This window comes from Virgibacillus flavescens (assembly GCF_050574275.1).
In the GTDB taxonomy this organism is placed as follows: Bacteria; Bacillota; Bacilli; order Bacillales; family Amphibacillaceae; genus Virgibacillus_F; species Virgibacillus_F flavescens.
Window position 1 is genome coordinate 283953 of record NZ_CP192260.1, and the last position, 23548, is coordinate 307500.

Sequence of the window (23548 nt, forward strand, 5' to 3'; positions counted from 1 at the left end):
ATACTCGATTAACCATCCATTCTTATTTAACAAGAAGTAATAGCTTAATTTCTTCCCCGTTTCACAACACGAAATTGAAAACATGTTCTTTCTCCAACTTCCACTACACGGATCTTTTCCAATTCGATCGGCGTTTCAGCAATGTGTTCAAACAGTTTTTGCCCTTTCCCAAGCAGGACAGGCATGATGTCAATCTGCAGCTCGTCTATCAGATCTGAGTTTATACCTTGCTGGAATGTACTTGCACCGCCTATTATCGTTACTTCTTTATCTTCTGCAGACTCTTTAGCCAGGGCAATAGCATGTTCAATACCTTCAGTCACGAAAGTAAATCTCAATTTATCCGTCTCTTTCGGATGTTTGTGCGGTTTACTTCCGCAAAGGACAAAAATGGGTACTTGATATTCGTAATTCCCCGCATACCAATCTGTATCCTCAGCCATGTTAAAGGCGTTTTTCCCCATGATCACCGCCCCAGTGTTCCGTATGGAGTTCTGCAATATATCGCTGTTTCGAAGTTCATTCAAATCGCGGTAAAGACGTCCTACACTGCCATTGCTGTCGTTGATATACCCATCTAAAGACATAGTCATTCCTAGTACTACCTTTGCCAACATTGACCCCTCCAATGATTACTTTTTTTATTTCCCCCTAACGATTTCCATTGCTTCATTGCGGTTCTGATGTGGAATGTGAAAAAAATTCATAAAAAGAATTATTAAGTATATCTATTTTACCATTTCTTATGAAGATAATCTTTTAATATTTGGTTATCTACTCCTTGTATTATATGTATAAGGAATGTCCGAGCCTCCACCCTCATATACTGAGAGAGAAGAAGGGAGGTGGTCTCAATGATTGAATGGAGTGTTGGCATTGCAGCTGTTGCATTTGTTGCTCTCGTCGTCTTCTTGATTTTGACATTACGAAAACTAATGGCAACACTGGCTGAAACAAAGGAGACGCTGTCCGACGCCAGGCAATCTGTAAACAGCATTACAGATGAGGCAGAGGAGCTAATACACGAAGCCAACAAAATTTCAGTTGATGTAAAAGGAAAAATGGAATCTGTTGATCCATTAGTTGAGTCCGTCCGTGATGTGGGGGAGATGCTGCACAATGCAACAAGTTCAATGAAACGAAATGCTTTAGGAAAAGAAAACCGAAAAAACATTCCGACACAGGAAACAGATGAAACGCAGGATAAGCAGGAGATCCATCCGGTTCGAATTAAAATGAAGTAAGTAGAAAGGTTATATATGCCCCCACTTTGATAAACTTTTAAACATTTAAAACTAAAAAGGTTTCAGAACCCTCTTAATTATAGGGTCTGACACCTTTTGTCGTTCCATTGTGGTTTCACAGCGTCAATTCGATTTCTATTAAAGCAAAAAAAGATAGAAGACCCATTATTTATGTTCTTCCATTTCTCAAACGGTGATTAACAGCCAGTAAAACCGATGAATAATCCTCCTCGTACGGTAACAATTTGCCTCCCGCAAGCATCAGTAGTCACTTGTGGAGCAAACACAAAGGCGCCTATGGTTTCAAAACATTTCTCTTGGCAGCTTTCTGTTGGGCAAATCGTGCGGATAATCTGATTGACGGATACGGCTGTATCGCTGCTAAGAGTACATGGTCGATCTCCAAGTTGATGTCCCCCTTCAATTGGCGTCAGGTCCCCCACATTTAAGTGAAACCTGGCAGTTCCAACCAGACGGACGGCATCTAGTACAACAGGACATGATAGTGTACCACCGCAGGGATCTTCAGCGGTCCCTTCCACTTCCTCATCTTCCAGCATACAGACCAATTCACTCAAATCAGAGCAAGCCGTAAAGTTATCAAAAGAAGTAAAACTAAACGTAAATCCATCCGGAACAATAGCTGTTGTACAATAATCAATGGTACGTAGGCAAGCTTCATCCTGCTGAATATCGAGATCGTCGACCCTGTTACCCTCTGAATCAAAATACATGACATTACTTAAGATAGTAATCCCTCCCTTCCCCTTATACATATGTTTTTCTTGGCTTTATGCTTGGGAGGTATACCTATATAATATAATTGAAAGAAAGGTTTAATACAGAAATCTTCCGATATCCATCCTTAATTCAACATCAAATAGTCCTTCTTCTTCATTAAACAACTCGAGTTTTAATTTGTTTCCAAGGCTCATATTTAAAACAAAAAAATAGCCTCTCAAAAGTTTATGAACTCTTGAGAGGCCTGTAGATATTAGTAACGATTTTAAATCCAGTTAATATTCATTTATAGGGTTTCAAATCCTTGTTTAGCAAGGGGGTTGAGGGCAGGTTACATCATGCCGCCCATTCCGCCCATGCCACCCATGTCAGGCATGCCGCCGCCACCAGCGTTGTCTTTTTCTGGTAGGTCAGCTACGACAGCTTCTGTAGTTAAGAACATTGCTGCTACAGATGCTGCGTTTTGAAGTGCAGAACGTGTAACTTTTGTTGGATCAACGATTCCAGTTTCAACCATGTTTACCCAATCGCCAGTTGCTGCGTTGTATCCAACACCAACCGCTTCGCCTTTAAGACGTTCTACGATGATCGAACCTTCAAGTCCAGCGTTGTGTGCGATTTGACGAACTGGTTCTTCAAGTGCACGACGTACAATGTTAGCACCAGTAGCTTCATCACCTGTAAGGTTTAGTTCACTTACTTTGCTGTAAATGTTTACTAGTGCAGTTCCACCACCAGCTACGATACCTTCTTCTACCGCTGCGCGTGTAGAGTTTAAAGCATCTTCAATGCGTAGTTTACGCTCTTTTAATTCTGTTTCAGTTGCAGCACCGACTTTGATTACTGCTACTCCGCCTGCTAATTTAGCAAGACGCTCTTGTAATTTTTCTTTATCGAACTCTGAAGTAGATTCTTCTGCTTGTGCACGGATTTGTGCTACGCGTGAAGAAATTGCTTCTGGATTACCAGAACCTTCTACTACTGTAGTTGTATCTTTTGTTACAACGATTTTAGACGCGCGACCAAGTTGCTCCATAGTGGTGCTCTTCAGGTCAAGTCCAAGATCCTCTGTGATTACTTCTGCGCCTGTTAATGTAGCAAGGTCTTCAAGCATTGCTTTACGACGATCGCCAAATCCTGGTGCTTTTACTGCTACTGCATTGAATGTTCCGCGAAGTTTGTTCACAACTAATGTTGCTAGAGCTTCACCTTCAACATCTTCTGCAACCAATAGAAGCGGCTTACCTTGTTGTACTACTTGCTCAAGTACTGGTAATACTTCCTGAATGTTACCAATTTTCTTATCTGTAATTAATATATATGGATCTTCTAATACTGCTTCCATTTTATCCTGGTCAGTAACCATGTATGGAGAAGAGTATCCACGGTCGAATTGCATACCTTCTACAACTTCAAGTTCCGTGTTAAATCCTTTTGATTCTTCAATTGTAATAACACCATCGTTACCAACCCGCTCCATTGCTTCAGCGATCAGGTTACCTACTTCTTCATCACCTGAAGAAATAGCCGCTACTTGTGCAATAGACTCTTTGCTTTCGATTGGTTTAGAAATAGCTTTTAATTCTCTTACTGCTAGTTCTACAGCTTTTTCAATACCGCGACGAACGCCAACTGGGTTTGCACCAGATGCTACGTTTTTAAGTCCTTCACGGATCATTGCCTGCGCTAATACAGTTGCAGTTGTTGTACCGTCACCAGCAACATCGTTTGTTTTTGATGCTACCTCAGATACAAGCTGTGCTCCCATATTTTCGAAATGATCTTCCAATTCAATTTCTTTTGCAATGGTTACACCATCATTTGTAATTAAAGGTGAACCGTATTTTTTATCTAAAACAACGTTACGTCCTTTTGGTCCAAGTGTTACTTTAACCGCATCCGCTAACGTATCAACTCCACGCAGCATCGCACGGCGTGCGTCTTCACTAAATTTAATTTCTTTAGCCATAATTTAAAGCCCTCCTTAAAATCGTTTCCCTAAGTATTTTAAAGCGTCTGTATTAGCTTACAACAGCTAAAATATCATTTTCACGAAGAATTAAATATTCAGATCCATCATATTTCACTTCAGTACCAGCAAATTTTGAGAAAATAATACGGTCTCCTTCAGTAACTTCTAGAGCAATTTTCTCTCCATTATCTGCTACTCGGCCAGATCCTACTGCAATTACTTTACCCTCTTGTGGCTTTTCCTTTGCAGAGTCTGGAAGAACAATACCGCTTGCAGTCTTTTCCTCTTGTTCAACAAGCTCGATGACAACACGATCTCCTAGTGGTTTAATCATGTAGACAACCTCCTTAATTCAATTTGCTTTTTATTATTGTTAGCACTCTAAACCTTTGAGTGCTAATTCCATTATTATCATAAATAATCCACGATAAAAATGCAAGTATTGAATGCTATTTTTTTCAAAAAATTTATAACCGTATCCGGTTTTTACCTCCCCATATCCAAATAGACAACAATTCAAGTCTATGCGATGGTTTGAAAACATATGTCCCATTTATTTATTCTGATGAGAACTGCTGGAATACCGTGTTATTTCTAATTGGATAAACTTCTTTGCCAGTGATTGTATTAATAATTGTCTGGTTTCTTTGCACCGCAAGTCCTAAGTTAGTTGCACCTGCTCCATGGGAATGTTCAATATTTACTAATGTAAATAATCGATTTTTCCGCTTCTGTTTAAATTCAATTTCATAATTTGCCGATACTTTAAACCGCTTCTCATCCTCCCAGACAATATCATCCTGAAACTTGGTAATCCAATCAGGAATATTCGGTTTATAACCAGTCGCCAGTATTACCTTATTTGTATCAATCGTGAACGTTTTTTCTTCCTGCCATTGATGCAAGGTCAAGCTGTAACCCGATTTCTCATTTGATTTTATTTCTTTCAGCGCTGTCGCTGGCTGAATCCTGACAGCAGCTTTTTCATTGGCAACTGAACGATGATACAGCAGATCATAGATGCTTTTCAGTGTTTCCTTATCAATTCCTTTACGCAGCTGCCCAAGCGCCGGCAATGCATCCATCCTTTGCTCAAACGACAGACTGTGAAAATATTCTACATAGTCCGGGGAGAATACTTCCTGTCCAAGTTTAGCTGATTCGAGTTGAAAGAACCCGGACGTTCGAGTAAACCAATTCAGATCATAGCCGTTGTCCGCTTGAGCGTACAGGAGGTCATAAAACACCTCGGCAGCACTTTGACCCGACCCGATTACGGTGATAGAATCAGCATTCTTAAAATCTTTCTCATGATACAAATACTTACTTGTATGTAATACATCTGATTTCGGCAAATGTTCAACACCTTTTGGAATAGCTGGTATTGTGCCTGTTCCAAGTACTACATGTTTCGCAAAATAACGTTCTTCCTCTTCTGTTTGACGATTTAACACTACGATTTCATAAAACGGTTCCGCTTCGTCATGACTGATCACGTTGGTAACTTCTCTGCTCAGAAGGCAATTATCCAGTTTATTTGCTGCCCACTTAATATAATCATTGTATTCTTTCCGCGGAATATCAAAGCGGTTGAAAAAGAAAAATTGATACAATCGATCCTGTTCATGCAGGTATTGCAAAAATGTAAACCGGCTTCTCGGATCTGCGAGCGTCACTAGGTCCGCTAAAAAAGGAACCTGCAGATCAGTACCTTCAATCAGCATTCCTGGATGCCAGTCGAAGGATTCTCTGCGTTCTAAAAAGAGTGATTCCACTTCGTCTACTTCATCTAATAGTGCGGCTAACCCCAGATTGTAGGGGCCAACTCCTATACCAATAACATCGTATAGTTGCTTTTTCATTTCTTGACCTTCTTCCTTCACTTCGTAAGTTTACTTTTTTCCCTTTGCATTTGGTTTTAAACATTCATTCGTTTGGATACCTTTTATTTCTTGGCTATGGGATAATTGTGATAAACTAGTTGATATTACGTAAAATAATATTAATAGTGTGTTGTCTTAAAACATATACTAATTATTATACATACAAAAGGAGTCGTTTTACTTTGACCAAGCGTTACTGGTACGTCCTTTTAACTTATTTTATTATGCAATTTTCGGGTTTAATTTTTGCACCACTTCTATTAGCTACATTACCAATTACTGAATTTCAGGCAGTTGTTTATTGGACAATCTTTAGTTTCTCAGCTGGCCTCATTGTAATTCTATTCATAATGGTGCCTTATATGAAACAACCAATGGCACGTGATGCTGCAAAACCTGGCAGCGTAGTATTATGGTCATTAGCTGGTGTATTCATGGCTTACCTTGCACAATATATTGCCGTCTTGATTGAAACACAGCTGCTTGGTATTGAAGCTGGTTCTGCAAATACAGAGACGATTATGGAAATTACGCGTTCAGCGCCTATATTCATGATAATTCCTGCACTGATTGCACCGATTGTGGAAGAGGTTATATTCAGAAAAATTATTTTTGGTAATCTGTATAAAAAAATAAACTTTTTCTTAGCAGCTTTAATTTCTGCATTCGTGTTTGGTATCATACACGGTGAGCCCCAGCACATTCTTATTTATAGTTCCATGGGCTTTGTTTTTGCTTATCTATACGTTAAAACGAAACGGATCCTGGTTCCTATCATCGTTCATATGACACTAAATTCTATATCTGTTCTAGTCCAGTTTTCATTGTCACCAGAAGACATTGAAAAAATGCAAAAGCAGCTTGAACAGATGCAAATGATCTTAATTGGGGGCTAATCTAGTTATGAGAACTTCACCGAAAACGATTGCTTTAATCTACTTTGTAATGGGTGTGTTATTTGTTTACGTGGCTATCCTAAATGCAAGTGATTCCGGATGGAACTTCTTAACAGTCCTCTTTGCAATTTTCGCCACTTTGGACTTCACTGTTGGAATTCGCCTGATGAGAACCCATTTAAAAAATAAGAAAAAAAAGAAGGAATAGCTTTAATAGGCTGCTCCTTCTTTTTTTATATGAATTTCCTTTCATTTGAAGCATATACATATTCTATCTGGGACAAGTCGGAGGTTTGGATTATTATGACACCAGCTTTAATCGTTACTTATTTCGTCATGTTTTGTTTATCAACGCTTGTAATTATCCTTACCGTTTATAACCGTCATTCAATTTCACCGATGACAGGTATGATGATTGCGATGGCGCACGGAATGATCGTAGGACTAACAGCAGGCGTAATACTTGGCGCTTTATTACCCGACAGTTTATATTATTCAACTGTCATAAGTATCCTGATCGGAGTAGTCGCAGGCTTTCTAATAGGAGTACCTACTGGTCTGCTGGCTGTTCTTGACGGCACTTTGTCCGGGTTAATGGGTGGAATGATGGGCGCTATGCTTGGACAGATGATCGGTCCTGAATATTATGATCCGCTAATTCGAATGATGCTAATGGTTTTTATTTCTGTTTCTTTTGTTCTGTTCCTATTAATTAAGCAGGAATTTGTGAACAAGGCGAAAAACCAGTCGTATCTGCTTTTTGGTTTATTCCTCTTTGTGTTATTTGTTATTATTTACAATCAGATAGGTCCGATCATTCCCCCTTCACCAGATACACCACCAACTCCGCACGACACTCATTAACTCAACTTTCGCATCTAATCTTTTTACTTGATTCAGCTTTATAAATGATGTCTCTTCCTAAAACGTGATACCAGTTACATTTTCATAATTGATGTAAAATGTAACGTAACATACCTTACCGGAAATTAACTACAATGTAACTGCAGCGAGATGTCCGCTGATGGCAGTCGCTTTCCGCGAGCGGCTGTTGAGCCTCCTCGTGCTGTCGCACTCCGGGGTCTCACCTATGCCTGTCCTCCCGCAGGAGTCGACTGCCATCCGCTCCAATCTCTAGACAAATATGGATATCAGGATTTATTACTTGCACCATTGATAGCACGTCTATTTCATCATGCATTAGAAAGAAAAAAACAAAGACATAAATAGCTTTACCAGTCCTGGTGAACGGAGGGCGGTGACTCCAGCGGGAACAGCACGAGTCTGAAGGCCCCGCAGAAAAGAATTCTTAAGAGGAGGGCCAACTAAAACCGTCCTTTGCAGACAACGTTGGCATACCCCTTGTCGGGGCAAGGAGACTGAAGCCGTGCCCTAAGGTGCGCATCCGCCCGCAGCGATCCTGAGCGGCAGCTATAGAGCATTTCTTTGGTAATAAAGTTACTTCGCAGATATATTTTGTATCAACCTCTACAACTGAGTGCAGGGCTTATTCCACTATTTTAGGAGCACCTGCTTTATCACTCTGCGATAGCTGAGTCATTAATTTAAAAGTTGTTTGTGTTTTCCCTTTAACTAAATATGAACATATGCTAATATATGCACATAGTATTATATTATGAAAATCAAAAGTGAGGTCATACTAATGAAAGATTATGAACCAGTTACTGACTTAGACGAGGAAACACTATTTATCGTCTCACAAACATTTAAAGCTTTGGGTGATCCTACACGAATTCGCATTCTGCATTTACTTTTTCAAAAGGAATTGTCTGTTAACGGTATAGCTGAGCAGCTGCACCTGGGTCAATCGACCGTTTCCCATCAGCTGCGGTTTTTAAAAAATTTACGGCTCGTAAAATACCGTCGCGAAGGAACAACTTTATTTTATTCACACGACGATGAACATGTCATGAATGTTTTGAAACAAACAATTGAGCATGCTTGTCACAGCTAGGGGGAGATAAATATGGGTCACAGTCACGATCACGGACACGACCATACGCATGGAGCTAATAAAAAAGCATTATTTATCAGTTTCCTGATAACCGCCGGATTTATGATTGTGGAAGCAATTGGCGGATTTTTAACAAACAGTCTTGCATTACTCTCAGACGCTGGTCATATGCTAAGTGATTCTGTCTCACTAGGAGTTGGCGTAGTGGCTTTCATTCTGGGTGAACGGGTTGCAAGCTACAGTAAAACATACGGCTACAAACGATTTGAAATACTTGCTGCGTTATTTAATGGTGTAACGTTAATGCTGATTGCTTTATATATTTTGTATGAAGCGTATCACCGCTTCCAAAATCCACCGGAAGTAGCATCAACCGGAATGCTGATCATCGCTATTATTGGGTTTCTGGTTAACGTTACAGTTGCATGGATATTAATGCGCGGAGATACGGAAGATAATTTAAATCTGCGTGCGGCATTCCTCCATGTATTAGGCGATTTGCTTGGTTCAGTTGGTGCCATTATTGCTGCGCTGCTGATAATATTTTTAGACTGGGGATGGGCCGATCCGCTCGCTAGTGTAATCGTTGCCCTACTCGTTCTGATTAGCGGCTGGAAGGTAACAATGGAGTCTGTTCATGTATTGATGGAAGGTACACCCAAAAATGTTGAGATCGATGACATTATTCAAACGGTAGAATCTGTGCCTGGAATTCTCAGCTTGCATGATCTGCATATCTGGAGCATCACAAGTGGACATAATGCGCTTTCCTGTCACGCGGTAGTAGATAGCGATCTTTCGGTCGAGCATTGTCAAAAGCTGCTGCGAACGATTGAACATGAGCTCATGCACAAAGGTATTGGTCACGTCACTATTCAGCTTGAAAATGAAGACCACCCGCATGATAATTCGCTTATGTGTCAGAATGATAGCGAGCACGAATCACATAGTCATTAAGAATTTATAAACCGGGCCATGGGGTCCGGTTTTTTTATTATACCAATCAGCCTAATTTCATCCGCTATTCCAACTGGATATCCGCCGAGTAGTGTTCATGGCGAAAGCCTTAGTTATACTTATTCAGTAAGAAAGGATTTAAATTTCTTACCATCTAAAAAAATACCCTCGCTGAATTTAACGAGGGTATTTTTTATACGAAGAACTATTCATCGCCATATTTCGCCTTGATAAGTCTCAGCGAATTCAAAACAACAATCAGCGTAGCACCCATATCAGCAAAGATCGCTATCCACAGAGTTAGCCAGCCCGGTATAATTAACAATAGCGCAATTATTTTCAGAGAAAGCGCAAACCCGACATTTTGCTTAATAATGGTTAGCGTCTTTCTGCTTAAAGCAATTGTGTACGGTAACTTATCCAGATCATCAGCCATAAGTGCGATATCAGCAGTCTCGAGCGCTGTATCTGTGCCTGCACCACCCATTGCGATACCAACCGTTGCGGTCGCAAGTGCCGGTGCATCATTGACACCATCTCCGACCATAGCTACATTTCCATGTTTAGCTCGAAGTGATTTAATCGATTCTAATTTATCCTCAGGCATAAGCTCTGCTTTCGTTTCACTTAACCCAAGCTGGCCGCCAATTGCTTTTCCAGTTGCTTCGTTATCGCCTGTCAGCATAACCGTTTTTTCAATCCCAAGCTTATGAAGCTTTTGGATAATGGATGGGCTGCTTTTCCGAACCTGATCCGCTACTGCAATTAATCCTTTTAACTCCTGTTCCGTACCTAGCACCATTACGGTTTTACCTTGTATCTGCAGTTTTTTAATCTGTTGTTTAATCTGATCAGGTACCGAACTGATTTCTTCGAATAAAATTGGACTTCCAATAAAATAATTCGTATTAGTAATGGTTGCTTTAGCACCTCGACCAGTAATCGACTGGAATTTTTCTGCTTCAAATGAATTCGCATGCTCGCTGTCAGCTTTACGAATAATAGCTGACGCAAGTGGATGCTGTGAAAATAATTCAATTGCTTTTGAGACACCAAGGATTTCTTCATCAGTCATATCGGATAAGCTGACGATGTCGGTAACTTCCGGTTTACCTTCTGTCAATGTACCGGTTTTATCAAAAGCTATTACCTTCAGCTTGCCAGTTTCCTCGAGGTGAATGCCTCCTTTTATTAGGACACCTTTACGCGCCGCATTTCCAATTGCTGTTACAATAGCCACCGGTGTTGAAATTACTAAGGCACACGGACATCCGACTACAAGTACTGCGAGTCCACTGTATATCCATTCAGACCATACCGCCCCGTAGAATAGAGGTGGAATAACTGCTACTAGTAACGCGATGAACATGATTGCTGGCGTGTAGTATTTCGCAAATTTATCAACAAACTGCTGGGACGGAGCACGTTCTGCCTGTGCTTCTTCCACCAGATGAATGATTTTAGAAATCGTTGTATCTTCAACTCGCTTTGTGACTCGTACTTCTAATGAACCTTCTTCGTTTAATGTTCCGGCAAATACTTCGTCGCCACTATCTTTATAAGCCGGAATTGATTCGCCGGTTATCGCCGCCTGATTGATGGACGACTGGCCACTGATCACTTCACCATCCATGGCAATTTTTTGCCCTGGCTTGATAAGCATAATATCATCAATTCGCACATCTTCTACGTCAATCTCCATTACTTCTGTGCCACGTTTAATGACTGCCCGGTTTGGCGCGATGTCCATCAGGGAGCGAATCGACTGACGAGCTTTATCCATCGAATAACCTTCCAGCGCTTCACTTAATGCAAAAAGGAATACGACTACCGCTCCTTCTGCCCATTCCCCAATAATCACTGCACCTATAATAGCGATGGTCATTAATGTTTTCATATCAAATTGCAGTTTTGTAAGATTTTTTAACCCTGTTTTAAATAAACTTAAGCCACCAACTAGGATAGCAGCACCGAATATTCCATTACTAATCAAGGGATCAACTGAAAAACTGGATAGAACATAGCCTGCTATAATTAAGAATAACGCAATCACCGCAGTTATATTGTCTCGCTTTTTCCAGAACGGTTTCTTTTCACCGAACTCGCGCTGTCGTTCCGGATACACTTTAATTCCGTCGAAAGCTCCAGCATGCTCCAGCTGTTCAATTGACGCGACACCATAAATGGATATTTTAGATGCGCCAAAGTTCAGCTGTACATCCTGGACAGTTTGTATTTGCCGGATATTTTTTTCAAACTTGGCAGCACAATTTGTACAGGATAACCCTTGCAGACGATATACATTTTTATTTTCCTCCATTAGGTTCATCCTCTTTCCCATGAATCATTGCAATATATACTAACTGACGAACATGATCATCTGCCAACGAATAGAATACCAGTTTTCCTTCTTTACGGTATTTAGCCAGTTTCATGTTACGCAATAACCGTAAATGATGTGAGGCTGTTGCGGTGGTTGCATCAATAATATTAGCAACGTCACAGACACATAGCTCTTTTTCCAGTGTCAGTGCATACGCTATTTTCAGGCGGGTTGCATCTGAAAGTGCTTTGAAAATTAATTCAACACCATTCACTTTTTCAATTTGTGGCTGGATTCGATTCACTTTTTCCTCGTCAAAACAAAACGTATCACACGTATCTTTCGTACTCTTTATATTCGCTTCTTTACTCATTATATTCACCTTCATTCAAATGGTTGTTTGATTGTTTGTTTATAGTGTATGCGTTTCGAATTTTATTGTCAACGTTGAATGGAAAACATTAAAAAACGTTCAGTACTTTACACCACAATCAAATCATAACTTTTAATCAGCTAAAGTTGCCGTATATCCGCCATCACAGCCCCTTCTGAGCCAGTATCTGAATTTATCGGCCATTTTTTTAAATATATCGGCCAAATTTTAACAATTAACGGCCACTTTTTATGATATATCGGTCATTATTCCAGCTTATTCCCCTTGGCCGGAGTCACTCATTGAAACTTTAAGCCCACTCCTCCTTGTGCCCGCACCATGCTGGCATTCTTACTTAACAATCAAAAAAAAGAAATCAGAAGGAGTTAACCTAATGATTTCTTTCAACTATTATATCTCATTCAAGGGGTAATGCTTCAGGAAATACACCAGCGCCTGAAGTTCAACAGCAAGATCAATGTGGTGAACACGAATATGATCTGGGACAGTAATCCTTGCTGGGGTAAAGTTCAGAATTCCTGAAACCCCAGTTTGCACCAGTCGTTCCGTGATTCGCTCTGCCTCACTGGATGGAACGGTCAATATGGCCACATGGACGTCTTTCATCTTTTCTTCCAATTGATCGATGTGATAGACCGGAATGCCACCGATGTCTTCCCCCACTTTACTGGACTCTGCATCAAACGCCATCATAATTTTAGTGTTATTATTTTTCATGAAATTATAATGCAGGAATGCTGTTCCTAAATTTCCCACACCTATAAGCGCAACCTCTGTGACTTCATCCTGGTCTAATGTCTTCCTGAAGAATTCCAGTAAATATTCAACATTATACCCATAACCCTTTTTCCCGAGTGCACCAAAGTAGGAAAAATCTCTGCGGATCGTAGCTGAATCTACTTTAACGGCATCGCTCAATTCTTTAGATGAAACACGCGTTTTCCCCTGGAGATGTAAATTGTTTATAAACCGGTAATATAACGGTAGCCGCTTGGCAGTAGCCTGCGGGATTTTATTCTGTACCACTCTTACACTCACCTTTCTTGGGAACGCGTATAGTCACCTGACTTACCGCCCTTTTTCTCCATTAGATAGATTTGCCCAATTACCATACCTTTATCTAATGCCTTACACATATCGTACACAGTTAAAGCAGTAGCTGATGCAGCAGTTAATGCTTCCATCTCGACTCCTGTACTACCTTTCGTTTTAACAAACGCATCTATAAGTAATTCATATGTATTATCTGTTATGTTCCAGTCAAATGTAATATTGATGCCCTTTAATTGCAGTGGATGGCACATCGGTATCCAGTCAGATGTATTTTTTGCCGCCATTATCCCCGCGACTTGCGCAACAGCTAGTACGTCACCTTTTTCGATATCCTGGTCTACTATTTTTGTATAAATTTCTTCCGTGACAAAGACACTCGACCGTGCGATTGCTGATCGTTCTGTCGCTGCTTTTTCACTAATATCAACCATCTTTGCTCTGCCCTGTTGATTAAAATGTGTAAAATCAGTCATGTCCTCAACTCCATAATTTAGTCATCATTCATTCTAGCACAAAAAAATGCAGGAAGTCGTGATTAATTTCACATTTAAAGATTGCTTGATAATAAACATATGCGATACACTGATAATACTGAGGTGAACGTAATGATTATTATGCAATTAAATGAGATAAGTAAGTCATTTGGCGCAGAAAAAATTCTATCAAATATAAAGCTTGAAATTAAAGATCAGGATCGAATTGCTATTGTCGGCAGAAATGGTGCAGGAAAATCAACCTTATTAAAAATTATGGCTGGGGAATTTTCTTACGATGAAGGTGTTATGCACAAGCCAAAGGACCTTACAATCGGCTACTTGTCACAGCACACTGGGCTTGAATCTACCAAAACAATCTGGGACGAAATGCTTGAAGTATTCCATCCTTTACTAAAAAAAGAAAAAGAACTTAGGCAGCTTGAAAAAGATATGGTACAGGCATCCAGTTTATCGGATGAGAACTATGTCAATCTGCTAAAAGATTATGATACGAAACAACAGGCATTTATCACGGAAGGTGGATATCAATATGAATCCTCCATCAAATCCGTCCTGAATGGTCTTCATTTTCATGAAGCGGACTACCAAACGTCAATCAGCACGTTAAGCGGAGGGCAGAAAACAAGACTGGCATTAGGAAAACTGCTGCTGCAAAAGCCCGCACTTCTAATTCTGGATGAACCTACCAACCATTTGGACATTGAGACATTGGGTTGGCTTGAAAACTATCTGGGAAGCTATCCAGGTGCAGTTACAATTGTTTCCCATGACCGTTATTTCCTTGATAAGACCGTTTCCATCGTATATGAAATATCCTATCATAAAGTCCGAAAGTACCATGGTTCCTACAGTAAGTATCTGGATCAACGTTCCCTTGATTATGAGCAGGAATTAAAGGAATTTGAAAAACAGCAATCCGAAATTAAACAGCTGGAGGATTTTGTACAGCGTAACATTGTTCGTGCATCGACAACGAAGCGTGCACAAAGCAGGAGAAAGAAACTTGAGAAAATGGATAAACTGGACAGGCCAAAAGGCGATGAGTCTTCCGCCAGTTTTTCATTCCAGTCTTCTAAACGAAGCGGTAATGATGTCCTGAAAATAAATGATTTATCTTTTCGTTACAGCGAACACGATAAATACCTGTTTGAGGGGATGAACGTTCATGTAAATCGTGGTGATAGTATTGCGCTGGTCGGACCAAACGGAATCGGAAAGACGACGTTACTGAAAATGATTACAGGACAATTCAAACCAAGTGCAGGCTCCATTCAAGTTGGTACAAATGTAGAAATTGGCTATTATGATCAGGAACAAACCAATCTTAACCCGAACAACACGGTTCTTCATGAATTATGGGACTACTATCCAAACGAAAAAGAAAAAGATATTCGAACCATTTTAGGAAACTTTTTATTTTCCGGTGATGATGTTTTAAAACCGGTAACCGCGCTTAGTGGTGGTGAAAAAGCCAGATTGTCACTGGCTAAATTAATGATGCTGAATGCTAATTTCCTTATACTCGATGAACCTACCAACCACTTGGATATCGACAGTAAGGAAGTATTGGAGTCAGCGTTGCTTGATTATAATGGAACCATTATATTTGTATCACATGACCGTTATTTCATTAACAAAATTGCTGAACAAGTAGTTGAAATACAGGCAGATCATGTCACAAATTACTTAGGCGACTACGATTATTATATCGCTAAAAAAGAAGAACAGGCAGAACGGGAACAATTACTGCAGGAGCAAGTAAACGTAATACAATCAGACTCCAAAAAACTCAGTTACCGGGAAGAAAAAGACAGACAGCGTGAAGAACGTAAAACCAAACGTCGTATAGATGAATTGGAATCCCAGATTGAGAAACAGGAAAATCAATTAGCCGACCTCGAAATAGAGATGACGAAACCAGAAGTTTTTCAGGATCATGAGAAAGCATTAACGTTAACAAAAGAAACGAATGAAATTAAACAAACGCTTGAACAACTGATGGAAGAGTGGACAGAACTGCAGGAATAGAAGTTTATTTGCGCCTAAACCGGACAGCTGCACTTATACAGTAAGAAAGGATCTATACTTTCTTATCTCTCAAATATAAAAGGATGATTCAGTCTGCTTTATGCAGATTCAGAATCAGCCTTTTTTAATTAACAAGTAATCCACAGGCATTCATTTGGTTTAATCGCTTAATTACTTGATATTCATGTAGTTATACACACTATCCACAAGAAAAACCGCCTTTATCCACAGTTTTATACACATTACGATTATTAGTCCGATAAGATTTTAAAATTTATATCCACAGGGTTGTTAATAACATCTACTTTTAGAAAACTTGGCTTTTCGCCAAGTCTTAATGGCGAAAGCCTTAGTTGCACTTATGCGGTAAGAAAGGATTTATACTTTCTTACCCGCTAAAATAAGGGATGGATTCGCATTTAAATCCCAATCGGATCTTTTTCCCTGTTCAAAAGCTATGGTTCCTGCAGCTGCAATCATAGCTGCATTATCCGTGCACAAATGGATCGGAGGGATAAGCAGTGGCGTTTCTGTTTTTGAAAATCGTTCCGTAAGCGCTGCACGTAAACCTTTATTCGCAGCAACTCCTCCAGCAACAATAACTTGCTTGACGCCATGTTTCTCTGCAGCCTGGAAGGTTTTTTCTGTTAACACTTCCACTACACTCGCCTGAAAACTTGCTGCAACATCTGCTGGTATTATTTTTTCACCACGTTGCTCAGCATTGTGGATCGTGTTAATAACTGCCGACTTTAATCCACTGAAACTAAAGTTAAAACTTCCTTTATCTAACCATGCACGTGGAAACTCTATCGATTCGTTCCCTTCCACAGCAAGTTGGTCGATATAAGGTCCACCTGGATATGGCAGCTTTAGCATACGTGCTACTTTGTCATACGCCTCACCTGCTGCATCGTCCAATGTCTCTCCTATGACTTCATAGTTTCCATGCTCACGCATCAGTATAAGCTCGGTATGACCTCCAGACACGACTAACGAAAGCAGCGGAAACTCAAATTCTTTCTCCAGACGATTTGCATAAATATGCCCAGCAATATGATGAACACCTACTAGCGGCTTCTGCTTAGCAAACGCTAAAGCTTTTGCTGCATTTACACCTACCAGCAGGGCACCCACAAGTCCCGGCCCTTCTGTAACTGTTATTGCATCGATCTGATCCCAAGTAACTTGTGCCTCGGTAAACGCTTCTTCTAAAACTATCGTAATTTGTTCTACGTGGTGTCTGGAAGCAATCTCAGGTACTACTCCCCCAAATCGTTTATGGCTCTCTATTTGTGATGCTACAACGTTAGCTAATAACTCTGTTCCATTCCTGACGATAGCTACAGCTGTTTCATCACAGCTCGTTTCAATTCCTATAACAATTGATTCATTTTTCATTTTAAATTCACCCACATTACTAATGCATCCTCTTTATTATCCGTATAATAGTTCTTGCGTAAGCCGCCTGGCACAAGGCCAAACTTACGGTACATCCGCTGTGCAATAATATTTGAAACACGTACTTCCAGTGATAACCGATTACTGCCCAATTTAATTGCCTGCTGCATCGTAAATTGGAAAAGCTTTTCACCTAACTTATAACCGCGATAGCTAGGCATTATTGCTATATTGGTAATTTGAGCATCATCTATTACTACCCACATGCCAGCATATCCGACAACGTGATTATCTACTTCTGTTATAAAATAATGCGCAAATTGATTTTTAACAATTTCCTGATAAAATATGTCTTCTGACCAAGGCGTGTCAAAAGAAGCTTTTTCTACTTCAATTACCGAGCCTATGTCAGTCAGTTCCATTGGCCGTATTACTAACTCAGCCATTCGTGGACGCATCCTTCTGCGCTTTTAGCCAATTCGCTTCTGCTTCAACCAGCCGCAAGTAATTAGGTGTTAAGTTATGTGTGTCTTCCACCACTTTATCCTTACCAGCTAACGCTAAATGCGAAGGCTTTGCCACATGAAAAGTCGATTCGGGAAAAATAGCTAATTCACCTAATTTTTCTTGAATGGTTTGTTGATATAAAGCGATATCCTGGCTTAAAAACAAAACTCCTCTTTCTTCTTTTACCAAATAATCCAGCCAATCATTCATCGAGAGGTTCACTTCCTCACCAATTAACTCAATATGACCATTTTTCCATTGGTATAACCCTGTATATACCATTCCTCTGCGTGCATCAAAAAACGGACAGATAAACGATGGAAAAAAGCTTCCCTGATAAGCCAGTGTCTCCAAGCTTGAGACTCCTTTAATCGGGATTCCAAGCGACCATGCCATCGTTTTTGCTGTAGCTAACCCTATTCTTACGCCAGTAAATGAACCAGGTCCCTTTGCAACAACAATTTCATCCAGCTGGTCTGGTTTCATCGAGGTGTCGTTCATTAATTGAACGATAGCAGGCATAAGCCTGATGGAATGATTCTTTTTGATATTCGTCACAAGTTCGCCTATTAAAATATCATCTTTAATAATGGCAATACCCATAACTTGATTAGATGTATCTATTGTAAGTGTATTCATGTACGGTACCCCTTATTTGTTCATATAAATGCTTTATCCGACAAGCGTTGTAACTAGTCTTTTAAAGTGATTTCCGACAGGATGAAATTCAATTAAACGCTTTTGATCATGCATATAATTAATTTTTATCGCTAACCTTTCTTCCGGTAAATACGCTTCAATAAAGTGTGCCCATTCTACTACAGATATACCTGCACCCTCAAAGTATTCCGAGAATCCAATGTCTTCATCCGAATCCTCCAGCCTATATACATCCATATGGTAGAGTGGCAGCTCACCTTCATATTCTTTTACTATCGTATACGTCGGACTATTAACAACACGTTTAACACCGAGTCCAATTGCAATACCCTTTGTGAAGGTCGTCTTTCCTGCTCCAAGATCTCCTTCCAGTGTGATTACATCACCTGGCCGTAATAAATTAGCGAGTCTGGACGCTAGCGCTATTGTTTCTTCTTCTGTATGTGTTTCAATTTGGTGTTTACTCAATTTTTTCACCTATTTCAAATGGTTATACCCATCTTTTTTCAATGGGATTTGTTCATTGTTCACATATAGATAAACATAATTATTCTTGAATTGACTTACATAGCCAATTTCAGTGACTTCCACTCCACAAGAATCCGCGGCTTCTTGTACCAGTGGCCAATTTTCTTGAGAAACAGTTCCTACCAGTTCAAAATCTTCCCCTCCAAAAAGCTTCCATTTGTCTTGAAGTTCTTTTGGGAATTGTGAATAGGATGCGGCAGTAGGAAGTTTATCATCAAGTAAATGGATCGTTACATGTGATGCCTCAGCAATTTCTGCTGCTTCATTCCCAATGCCATCACTTATATCATTTAACGCTAATCGATCAATACTGTTCATTCGTTGAGCAAAATCAATTTGCGGCATTGGCATTTGATGCTTATTGATATAGTATGCCTCATCCTGAAATTGTTCTAAATTATTCAATACATGAAAGCCAGCCTGTGAATCACCAAGTGTGCCTGTTACAAAGACGATATCACCTTCTTTTGCAGCACTGCGGTATCTTGCCTTTGCTTGCGGTACATAACCTATGACTGTTACAGAGATTGACATTTCCTGTCCACTGACCGTATCTCCTCCAATTAAATCCATTTCGTATTTATCTGCTAACAATCGCATTCCAGTAAAAATTTCACGTACTTCTTCTGCAGGAATATGCTTTGGAATAACGATAGAAACGAGATAAAAAGCAGGCGAAGCACCCATTGCTGCTATATCGCTAATGTTTGCTGCTAGTACTCGATGACCTACATGATTGGGTTCAGTCGTTTTTTTGGAAAAATGTACATTCTCAACAAATGTGTCCACTGCTACAACAATATCCTTTGATGACTGGCGAAAAACGGCAGCATCGTCTCCAATTCCTTTGATCAAAGAAGACTGTTTATAGGTATCCTGTTTTATTGATTGAATAAAAGAAAATTCATCCAAACTAATTTCACCAGCCTTTTTTGCATAATCCATAATTATCTTATAGTCATGATAGCAAAAACAACGGCAAAAGGGAAAAAATACTGCTGCTTAATACTAGTTGGAAACAATTAATTAAAATTTACTTTACTTTTACACAGAGCTACTGATGATGATTGTTGTAATTGATGTAAACTGTGACGTAACTTTAGGTTTATTTTCAAAGCACGAAGAAAAAGTGCTTTTCTTTTTCAAGGAGTCACCGCCCTCCCCTCACCTGGATGGTAAAGCTATACATTATTGTTATTACTTTCATACGGATAGGTAAGGGTTTGAAGTTATCGCTCCCTTTCCCCCCCGTTCACACCGTACATGCGACTTTCACCGCATACGGCGTTCCAACTAATCCAATTCATTCAATTTTATGTATTTTAGATTTGACTTTGCTTTCTTCGAAATCAAACTGCTTGATTATGACATTGTAATCGAAATACATTAAGTTTTTCTATTTGCTTTTTGGAAAGATTTAAGATTTGCATTAATGCCTTGATATTATCATTATCTTTCATGTGTACTAGTCTGTGGACTGATTCATGCAGTATTACTAGATTTGAGAATGAATCATCTTTTGAAAGATGATAAGGATTCTTATGGTGGCAATGCCAATCACTTAGACCTAGTTCAACTCCAGAAATGGCACACTTACCATACTGAGCGATAAATTTACTTATTCGATTGTCGTTATATTCAATTGTCCGATTTGGAATAAAACTTTTCATGATGTAAGATAAGACATCTTTACTTATGGCTTTTAACCTTTGGTGTATCTTTACTCTGCCTTCGGTCGTGTAATTGCACGTATCCTGGGTAAAGCATAAATTAGTTTTATATTTTTGGGCATGAAGGGGTACAAAAACCATGTTTTGTATCTTATACAGTTTACATTTATATCCTTTATACCTCTTTTGTAATGTCTTAGTCATTTCATGAAATTCTGCGTCTGTTCTAAGAATCTTTAGGCGATTATACATCGTTTTTCGTAGATAAGAGTTTAACTCATTAAGATTTATCGTAATTCTAGTGGCTGCTGAATAGTAGTTTTGTATTCCCATAACGATGGTGTTGAAATTCCAAACTGTTTGATTACTAGGATGTTTCTGAACAGCTTTGATTGCTTCTTTTACTTTACTAGAAGCATTTAGCTTTGCTTTCTTAGACATATCTGACTTGGCTACATAGCCAAACCTCGTTTTGCCCTTTCTTACTGCTTTAATGCAAAACCCGAGAAATTCGGAAGAATTTTTCTTTAGGTTAATTACCTTAGATTTTTCTTCGCTTGTTTCAAGGTGCAATCTAGTCATCAAAAAGTCTTTAATCGCGTAGTTCATTCTGATTGCTTGTGAACGTGTACGACATAATACCTTGAAATCGTCCGCATAGCGGACAATATAGCATTCTTTTAGTTCAGACTTCTTTAGTGCTTGATATTTAATCCCGTTTGTTTTGTATTGAAAGTCAGTTGTGAAAGTTTCCCATTGATTACTTATCCACCAATCAAGTTCATTTAAAACGATATTTGAAAGTAGTGGAGATAGAATGCCACCTTGCGGTGTTCCTTTAGTTGGTACACCTTCCCCATGAATTTGAGCTTTTATTAGTTTTGAAATAATGGCGATTAATGACCTATCTCTTATGCCTAAAGACCAAATTTGTTTTAAGAGTTTACTATGATTAACATTATCAAAGAAACCACGAATATCAACATCAATGCAATGGTGAAGCCCAGATTGGTTTATTAAAAATTCGAATCTTGCTTTCGCATGATGGGTACTTCTATTCGGTCTGAATCCATAACTATGCTTATAAAACTTCGCTTCACAAATAGGTTCTAATACTTGCAGAATGCACTGTTGAAAAATCCTATCCCAAATAGTTGGGATTCCTAGAGGTCGTTTCTTACCATTCGCTTTTGGAATCAAAACACGTCTAACTTTTTGTGGTTCATATAATTTAAACATCTCTTGAACCTTTACTACTACATCTTCCACTGACAAAGGACTAATATCTTTAATTGTTAACTTATCTGTGCCTGCCGTTTTACTTCCAGTGTTTTTTTTGATATTTCGATAGGCGAGACGTATATTTTCATTAGAACTCATCAATTCTATTAATCCATAAAACTGTTCACCATTGACACTACGAGCATAAAGAGTATCGAAACACTCTTGTAAATTGTAATACTCATTATGCCTCAGTTTCTTCCGTTTCAATAAGTCGGTACCCCTTTCGGAGTTAACCTCTTTTAGTCTCACGAGAACCTTATTAACCGATAAAGATCTGTCTTACATGGTTGAATGATTCTTCATTAGTCTAGTGGCTACCCCTCTGTGTTGATTAGACACTTCATTGGTACCGTACCACCACTTTCACTGATACAAAAATAAGTTATACCATAACTATTGTCATTATGACTTTCCTTATCACCATTTCATCAGAAGTAAGTCCTCGATGTTATCAGTTTACAACGTTGAATTATATCTATTAAAGAATGAACTTAGGTGCTTCCTGTAAGCCTGTTAACCTTCATACGCCTTTAACATATCATGGATTTTCATATTAGTTAGTCTTACTCACCCACAGTTAACCTCACATTTGGTGATATACACATTTCTGTGTATTGTGCTGTGCGTTTAGACCCGTACATTCAGAAGTTTGTCAGCTTAACCTTTTTCTTTTAGGTTTATTTGCATACTCACCATATCCATTCAACTCAAGCATCATGATTTGCACCTCCCCATCGGGTAGGCTTTCGACAGTCAGAAATTTAAACTATTACGGCAAATTCTTACGCCTTTTCACCGAGCTCTTAACACTATCATTCTTACTGAATCAAATGCTAATCGACTTAGAGAGAACCCTTCAGAGCGTTACCTCTTCATTTGATTCTTCGATATAATCCTTCAATTCCACAAGGAATTGCCTAGCCTTTACCTGAGAGATGTAACCATCCTCCATTTAAACTAGGAACATTTCGCACAACTAATGCACTCTGATAGAAACAACTATTATACTAGCAGCCCGTATGCATCAAGACTCCTGTGGGTGGAAATGCAAAACCACGGAAAAGATAGATAGTAGATATTATAATTTTAACATTTCACCCTTCTTAGCATCTTCGAATATACGAAGACTCCTGCGGGAACAGCGCGAGCTGAAGATCCCGCAGGAAAGCGTTCTTTGCTTATCCGAGGAAGCTGAGGCCGTGCCCGCGGAAAGCGAAGTATATTCGAAGATGCGATCGTAGATCCGCATATTTAGTACCACATTTAACCCTTGTTTAGTGGCCAAGCAAGCGAAGAGCACCAAATTTAATTATAAAATTACGTCGCAGTATATATATTTTGTTTCAATGTATCTTGGGCTTATTCAACTATTTCAGGGGGCATCTACTTATTTTAGTCTGCGAAAGTTGAATGAATTATATATAAGTAAATGTAACGTTTTTTGTTTTAAGACAAATAAAAACACATGCTTTCATTGTATGAAAACATGTGTGAGAATTTATATTAGTGGCGGTCCGGACGGGACTCGAACCCGC

General features: G+C 39.3%; 22 protein-coding genes and 1 tRNA gene (1 of these 23 running past the window's edge). 7 read left to right on the forward strand and 16 right to left on the reverse strand.

Features of this window, described 5'->3' with window-relative positions; all coding sequences use genetic code 11:
• Window positions 1–44: 44 nt before the first annotated feature.
• On the reverse strand, window positions 45–617 hold the full coding sequence (locus tag VBD025_RS01310; RefSeq protein WP_430788568.1) for a dihydrofolate reductase family protein: 573 nt from the start codon (window positions 615–617) through the stop codon (window positions 45–47).
• Between the two features lie 237 nt (window positions 618–854).
• Between VBD025_RS01310 and VBD025_RS01315 the strand changes: the two genes are divergently transcribed.
• Window positions 855–1244, forward strand: a complete 390-nt coding sequence (locus VBD025_RS01315; RefSeq protein WP_430788570.1) for a DUF948 domain-containing protein — start codon at window positions 855–857, stop codon at window positions 1242–1244.
• A gap of 197 nt (window positions 1245–1441) precedes the next feature.
• Here the strand turns inward: VBD025_RS01315 and VBD025_RS01320 are convergent, their stop codons facing one another.
• From VBD025_RS01320 to VBD025_RS01335, 4 genes are all read right to left on the reverse strand, one after another.
• Window positions 1442–2020 (reverse strand): hypothetical protein, encoded by a 579-nt coding sequence (locus tag VBD025_RS01320; RefSeq protein WP_430788572.1) that lies wholly within the window; start codon window positions 2018–2020, stop codon window positions 1442–1444.
• Between the two features lie 296 nt (window positions 2021–2316).
• Entirely contained in the window at window positions 2317–3954 is a 1638-nt protein-coding gene (groL, locus tag VBD025_RS01325) for a chaperonin GroEL (protein WP_430788574.1), read from the reverse strand.
• A gap of 52 nt (window positions 3955–4006) precedes the next feature.
• Window positions 4007–4291, reverse strand: a complete 285-nt coding sequence (gene groES, locus VBD025_RS01330) for a co-chaperone GroES (RefSeq protein ID WP_430788576.1) — start codon at window positions 4289–4291, stop codon at window positions 4007–4009.
• A 223-nt stretch (window positions 4292–4514) separates the two neighbouring features.
• Window positions 4515–5819: a lysine N(6)-hydroxylase/L-ornithine N(5)-oxygenase family protein gene (locus VBD025_RS01335; RefSeq protein ID WP_430788578.1), complete on the reverse strand. Its 1305-nt coding sequence runs from the start codon at window positions 5817–5819 to the stop codon at window positions 4515–4517.
• Window positions 5820–6064: 245 nt separating this feature from the next.
• Here VBD025_RS01335 and VBD025_RS01340 point away from each other — a divergent pair, with 245 nt between their 5' ends.
• The 5 genes from VBD025_RS01340 to VBD025_RS01360 all read left to right on the forward strand — a co-directional run bounded on the left by VBD025_RS01340 (window position 6065) and on the right by VBD025_RS01360 (window position 9668).
• On the forward strand, window positions 6065–6736 hold the full coding sequence (locus tag VBD025_RS01340; protein WP_430788580.1) for a lysostaphin resistance A-like protein: 672 nt from the start codon (window positions 6065–6067) through the stop codon (window positions 6734–6736).
• Between the two features lie 7 nt (window positions 6737–6743).
• Complete coding sequence (locus VBD025_RS01345) at window positions 6744–6944, forward strand: YdiK family protein (protein ID WP_430788582.1); 201 nt, start codon at window positions 6744–6746, stop codon at window positions 6942–6944.
• A gap of 29 nt (window positions 6945–6973) precedes the next feature.
• Window positions 6974–7600 carry a hypothetical protein gene (locus VBD025_RS01350; RefSeq protein ID WP_430788584.1) on the forward strand — a complete coding sequence of 209 codons (627 nt, stop codon included), beginning with the start codon at window positions 6974–6976 and terminating at the stop codon, window positions 7598–7600.
• A 799-nt stretch (window positions 7601–8399) separates the two neighbouring features.
• Entirely contained in the window at window positions 8400–8711 is a 312-nt protein-coding gene (locus VBD025_RS01355) for an ArsR/SmtB family transcription factor (RefSeq protein WP_430788586.1), read from the forward strand.
• A gap of 12 nt (window positions 8712–8723) precedes the next feature.
• Window positions 8724–9668 (forward strand): cation diffusion facilitator family transporter, encoded by a 945-nt coding sequence (locus VBD025_RS01360; RefSeq protein ID WP_430788588.1) that lies wholly within the window; start codon window positions 8724–8726, stop codon window positions 9666–9668.
• A gap of 205 nt (window positions 9669–9873) precedes the next feature.
• Here VBD025_RS01360 and VBD025_RS01365 read toward each other — a convergent pair whose 3' ends face one another.
• The 4 genes from VBD025_RS01365 to moaC form a co-directional block, all read right to left on the reverse strand.
• Window positions 9874–11988, reverse strand: coding sequence for a heavy metal translocating P-type ATPase (locus VBD025_RS01365; protein ID WP_430788590.1), 2115 nt, complete (start codon window positions 11986–11988; stop codon window positions 9874–9876).
• The gene (locus tag VBD025_RS01370; protein WP_430788592.1) at window positions 11975–12379 is read right to left on the reverse strand and encodes an ArsR/SmtB family transcription factor; all 405 of its coding nucleotides are present in this window, start codon (window positions 12377–12379) and stop codon (window positions 11975–11977) included. Before VBD025_RS01370 ends, VBD025_RS01365 begins: the two co-directional genes overlap by 14 nt.
• 396 nt (window positions 12380–12775) lie before the next feature.
• Window positions 12776–13411, reverse strand: a complete 636-nt coding sequence (locus tag VBD025_RS01375) for a redox-sensing transcriptional repressor Rex (RefSeq protein ID WP_430788594.1) — start codon at window positions 13409–13411, stop codon at window positions 12776–12778.
• 8 nt (window positions 13412–13419) lie between these two features.
• Window positions 13420–13911, reverse strand: a complete 492-nt coding sequence (gene moaC / locus VBD025_RS01380) for a cyclic pyranopterin monophosphate synthase MoaC (RefSeq protein WP_430788596.1) — start codon at window positions 13909–13911, stop codon at window positions 13420–13422.
• A gap of 132 nt (window positions 13912–14043) precedes the next feature.
• Here moaC and VBD025_RS01385 point away from each other — a divergent pair, with 132 nt between their 5' ends.
• On the forward strand, window positions 14044–15963 hold the full coding sequence (locus VBD025_RS01385; protein WP_430788598.1) for an ABC-F family ATP-binding cassette domain-containing protein: 1920 nt from the start codon (window positions 14044–14046) through the stop codon (window positions 15961–15963).
• Between the two features lie 378 nt (window positions 15964–16341).
• Here VBD025_RS01385 and tsaD read toward each other — a convergent pair whose 3' ends face one another.
• The 7 genes from tsaD to VBD025_RS01420 form a co-directional block, all read right to left on the reverse strand.
• A complete protein-coding gene (gene tsaD / locus VBD025_RS01390; RefSeq protein ID WP_430788600.1) occupies window positions 16342–17364 on the reverse strand; it encodes a tRNA (adenosine(37)-N6)-threonylcarbamoyltransferase complex transferase subunit TsaD in 1023 nt (340 codons plus the stop codon).
• Window positions 17361–17810 carry a ribosomal protein S18-alanine N-acetyltransferase gene (gene rimI / locus VBD025_RS01395; protein WP_430788602.1) on the reverse strand — a complete coding sequence of 150 codons (450 nt, stop codon included), beginning with the start codon at window positions 17808–17810 and terminating at the stop codon, window positions 17361–17363. Before rimI ends, tsaD begins: the two co-directional genes overlap by 4 nt.
• On the reverse strand, window positions 17803–18510 hold the full coding sequence (tsaB, locus tag VBD025_RS01400) for a tRNA (adenosine(37)-N6)-threonylcarbamoyltransferase complex dimerization subunit type 1 TsaB (protein ID WP_430788604.1): 708 nt from the start codon (window positions 18508–18510) through the stop codon (window positions 17803–17805). The genes rimI and tsaB overlap by 8 nt, the downstream gene beginning before the upstream one ends.
• A gap of 33 nt (window positions 18511–18543) precedes the next feature.
• Window positions 18544–18999 carry a tRNA (adenosine(37)-N6)-threonylcarbamoyltransferase complex ATPase subunit type 1 TsaE gene (tsaE, locus tag VBD025_RS01405; protein WP_430788606.1) on the reverse strand — a complete coding sequence of 152 codons (456 nt, stop codon included), beginning with the start codon at window positions 18997–18999 and terminating at the stop codon, window positions 18544–18546.
• A 9-nt stretch (window positions 19000–19008) separates the two neighbouring features.
• Window positions 19009–20004: a thiamine-phosphate kinase gene (gene thiL / locus VBD025_RS01410; protein ID WP_430788608.1), complete on the reverse strand. Its 996-nt coding sequence runs from the start codon at window positions 20002–20004 to the stop codon at window positions 19009–19011.
• 404 nt (window positions 20005–20408) lie between these two features.
• Entirely contained in the window at window positions 20409–22220 is a 1812-nt protein-coding gene (gene ltrA, locus VBD025_RS01415; RefSeq protein ID WP_430788610.1) for a group II intron reverse transcriptase/maturase, read from the reverse strand.
• A 1300-nt stretch (window positions 22221–23520) separates the two neighbouring features.
• A tRNA-Asp gene (locus VBD025_RS01420) sits at window positions 23521–23548 on the reverse strand; it runs 49 nt beyond the window's last position.